Annotated in this window: 3 protein-coding genes; 1 reads left to right on the top strand and 2 read right to left on the bottom strand. The window is 70.7% G+C overall.

Translation table 11 applies throughout. From position 1 onward, the window contains the following. Positions 1-90: 90 nt before the first annotated feature. Positions 91-531 (bottom strand): TA system VapC family ribonuclease toxin, encoded by a 441-nt coding sequence (locus N864_RS19880; RefSeq protein WP_034721449.1) that lies wholly within the window; start codon positions 529-531, stop codon positions 91-93. Further along, entirely contained in the window at positions 518-892 is a 375-nt protein-coding gene (locus tag N864_RS19885; protein WP_034721453.1) for a hypothetical protein, read from the bottom strand. Before N864_RS19885 ends, N864_RS19880 begins: the two co-directional genes overlap by 14 nt. On the opposite strand from N864_RS19885, the gene N864_RS19890 reads away from it, so the two are divergent. Then, positions 885-3932 carry a glycine--tRNA ligase gene (locus N864_RS19890; RefSeq protein ID WP_034721456.1) on the top strand — a complete coding sequence of 1016 codons (3048 nt, stop codon included), beginning with the start codon at positions 885-887 and terminating at the stop codon, positions 3930-3932. The genes N864_RS19885 and N864_RS19890 overlap by 8 nt on opposite strands. Positions 3933-3990 lie beyond the last annotated feature (58 nt).

Below are 3990 nucleotides of genomic sequence, written 5' to 3' on the forward strand. Positions count from 1 at the left end.
GCCGCTCACCTCAGCGAGGTGAGCGGCATACGTCCTCGCGCGGTCGGTTGGGAGACGGCAGCGCGGCCGCCGGAACGGCGGACCGTGTCACTACGAGGAGTCCTCGAGCGGGTTGAGCCGGCGCAGGGGGCCGAACCTGGCGAACCCGGTATCGAGTGTCACGAGGGTGGCGCCGAGCTCGAGGCAGTGGGCGGCGAGGCCGGCGTCGGGCACGTCGTTGCCGCGGAGGCGGTGCTCGGCAACCAGGGCGGTGAGAAGGGGCCAGTGGTCGGGGCCGGGCCGGACGAGCCGCGCCGCTGGGGCGGCAACGAGCGATTCCGTGAACTGGAGCACGTCGCCGGGGGTCGAGGGCGTCTCGAAGATCCGTGGGTGGGTGGCGATGCGGATGACCGACGCGAGGACGGGCTCGCTGACGGCCACGCGCTCATGGCCGACCAGCTTGGGTGCCAGCCAGCTGCTGACCCGGCGGGCGGTCTCGGACTGGTTCGGACGGTAGGCGTAGAGGCAGACATTGACGTCAAGCAGGAGCATCGGCGTCGCTGTCCTCGAGCAACTGCGCCATCAGCTCCTTGTCCGCCAGGTCGACGCCCGGAAGGAGCCCCGGCCGCGCCGGCGTGAAGGTATGGAGCACGAACTCGGCTCCGCTGCGGGGTTTGGCCTCGTCGTCCAGAAGCTTCTGCAAGGCCTCCTCCAGAACCGACCCGATGCTCCGATGCTCTCGAGCCGCGATGAGCTTGGCCTGGCCGAGCAGCCGCTCGTCGATGTTCACGGTCGTGCGCATGAAGCACCATAACATCACGGCGTGCGCATCAAGATGTCCCACCTCGCTGGCCAGCCAAGCCAGCGCGGCAGGGCACGCCTCCCGCCGCCGGTAGCCTTGTGCGGTGCCCACCGAGCTGACGTTCCAAGACGCCCTGCTGACTCTCCAGAAGTTCTGGACCGACCGGGGATGCATGGTCGTCCAGCCGTACAACACCGAGGTCGGCGCGGGCACCATGAACCCGGCCACCATCCTGCGTGTGCTCGGTCCTGAGCCGTGGCGCGTCGCCTACGTCGAGCCGAGCGTGCGCCCCGACGACAGCCGCTACGGCGAGAACCCGAACCGGCTGCAGACGCACACGCAGTTCCAGGTCATCCTCAAGCCCGACCCGGGCAACCCGCAGGAGCTCTATCTCGAGTCGCTCGAGGCGCTCGGCATCGACCTGACCGCCCACGACGTCCGCTTCGTCGAGGACAACTGGGCCCAACCGGCGATCGGCGCGTGGGGGCTCGGCTGGGAGGTCTGGCTCGACGGCATGGAGATCACCCAGTTCACCTACTTCCAGCAGGTCGGCGGGCAGAACCTCGACCCGGTCGCGGTCGAGCTGACCTACGGCATGGAGCGGATCATGATGGCGCTCCAGGGCAAGACGCACTTCAAGGACATGGCGTATGCCCCCGGCGTCAGCTACGGCGAGGTCTTCGCGCAGAGCGAGTACGAGATGTCGCGCTACTACCTCGACGACGCCGATGTGACGACCAACCGCGAGCTGTTCGAGCGCTACACCGCCGAGGCGCAGCGGCTGGTCGACGCCCGCCTGCCGGTCCCGGCGCACACCTACGTCCTCAAGTCGTCCCACGCGTTCAACGTCCTCGACGCACGCGGCGCGATCTCCACGACGGAGCGGGCCAAGGCCTTCGGCACGATGCGCCGCCTCGCCCGCGAAGTGTCGAGGCTCTGGGTCGAGCGCCGCGAGGAGCTCGGCTTCCCTTTGCTGTCAAGCGATCTCCCACCGATCGCGGGCCGAGCCGTCATGCCGCCGTCGCGCGGTGCCGTCGAGGAGTATGCCGCTGAGCTCGGTGGTCTCGAGGACGCGGAGCCGCGGTTGCTGGCCGTCGAGATCGGGGTCGAGGAGCTGCCGCCGCACGTCGTCGAGCAGGCCGTCGAGCAGGTGCGCTCCGGTCTCGTCGAGGGGCTGGGCGCGAGCCGGCTCTCGCACGGGGCAGTGGAGGTGGTCGGCACCCCTCGGCGGATCCTCGCCCTCGTCCCGGAGGTCGCGGCGCACGAGCCGGACGCCGAGGTCATGCGCAAGGGGCCCAAGGTCACGGCCGCCTTCGACGCCGACGGTCGTCCGACGAAGGCCGCCGAGGGCTTCGCCCGCGGCCAGAAGGTCGACGTCTCGCAGCTGGTTCGGGCCGAGTTCGACGGTGCCGAGCACGTCGCCGTCGCGGTGCACCAGCCGGGTCGGGAGGTGCGGGAGGTGGTTGGGTCGGTGGTCGCGGACGTGATCACGAGCCTGCGTGCTGACAAGAACATGCGATGGGGTGATCCCCAGCTGGCCTACAGCCGTCCGATCCGGTGGGTCGTCGCGCTCTGGGGCGAGACCGTCGTGCCGGTCCGGGTCTCCGAGCTCGGGTCGGGGCGCACAACCTACGTCGACCGGCGCGCGGCCGGCCCGCTCGTCGAGATCGAGAACGCGGCGGTCCTCGTGCCCAAGCTGGAGGAGCGGGGGATCGTCCTCGACGCGGCCGCTCGCCGTGAGTCGGTCGTGGCGCAGGCGCAGTCGCTGGCCGGCGCAGTCGATGGGATCGTCGACGTCGAGGCCGAGGCCGACCTCGTCGACGAGATCACCAACCTCGTCGAGGCACCGCGCGGCATCCTCGGCTCGTTCGAGGAGCGCTACCTCGAGCTGCCCGAGCAGATCCTCACGACGGTGATGCGCAAGCACCAGCGTTACCTGCCGGTCCGGTCCGCGGAGGGGCGCCTCATGCCCCACTTCATCACGATGGCCAACGGCGACTGCGACGACGCCCTCGTGAGGGCCGGCAACGAGAACGTGCTGCGCGCCCGCTACGAGGACGCCGCATTCTTCTACGACGCCGACCTCAAGGTGCCGCTCGAGGACCTGCGTGCCGGCATCGCCAAGCTGACGTTCGAGGACCGCATCGGCTCCATGGCCGACCGGGCGGACCGCATCCGCGACGTCGCGGCGGCACTGGCCGAGCTCGTCGCCCTCGACACGACCGAGGGTGCCACGCTGTCGCGGGCCGGACAGCTCGCGAAGTTCGACCTCGCCTCGCAGATGGTCGTCGAGCTGTCGAGCCTCGCCGGTTTCATGGCCCGGGAGTACGCCCTCAAGGCGGGGGAGGCGCCCGAGGTCGCGAGCGCGCTCTACGAGATGGAGCAGCCGCGTGCGGCGGGCGACGCCGTGCCGCAGAGCCGACCGGGTGCCCTCCTCGCCCTTGCCGACCGCTTCGACCTGCTCATGGCGATGTTCGCCCTCGGCGCCAAGCCGACCGGCTCCTCAGACCCGTTCGCCCTGCGTCGCGCTGCCTTGGGCGTCGTCGCGATCCTGCGCTCGCAGCCCACCCTGGCCGCACTCACCGTCACGCAGGGGCTCCGGGCTGCGGCCGACCAGCTGCGGCAGCAGGGCGTCGACGTCTCGGACGAATCGATCCGCACTGCAACGGACTTCGTCACGGGTCGGTTTGCGCAGCAGCTGCGTGAGGAGGGTGTCCCGACCGCCCTCGCGGCCGCCGTCCAACCCCTGGCCGATGCGCCGGGCCAGGCGGAGGCAGCCCTGCACGACATCGAGTCGGTCAGGGGTCGAGAGGGGTTCCCGCGGCTCGTGGAGGCCACCCAGCGCATCACCCGCCTTGTCCCGCAAGGGAGCTCAGCGGCATACGACCCGGCGGTGCTGCGGGAGGAGGCTGAGCGCGCGCTCCACCAGAAGGTCACCACGCTGCCCGACCTCTCCGCAGCGGCGCTGCCGGAGTGGGCCAACGCGGCCGGTCCGGTGGTGCCCGAGCTGGAGCGGTTCTTCGACGAGGTGCTCGTCATGGCGGAGGAGCCCCACCTGCGCGCCGCGCGGCTGGGCCTGCTGCAGACGATCGTCGAGCGGGCGCCACGAGGGATCGACTGGCGGGCGCTGCACTCCGCCCTCTCCGACTGATCGAGAGTGCGCGTCTCACCATCGACAGTGCGCGTCTCACCATCGAGAGTGCGACATT

Origin of the sequence: Intrasporangium chromatireducens Q5-1 (assembly GCF_000576575.1) — a bacterium.
GTDB classification, from domain to species: domain Bacteria; phylum Actinomycetota; class Actinomycetes; order Actinomycetales; family Dermatophilaceae; genus Intrasporangium_A; species Intrasporangium_A chromatireducens.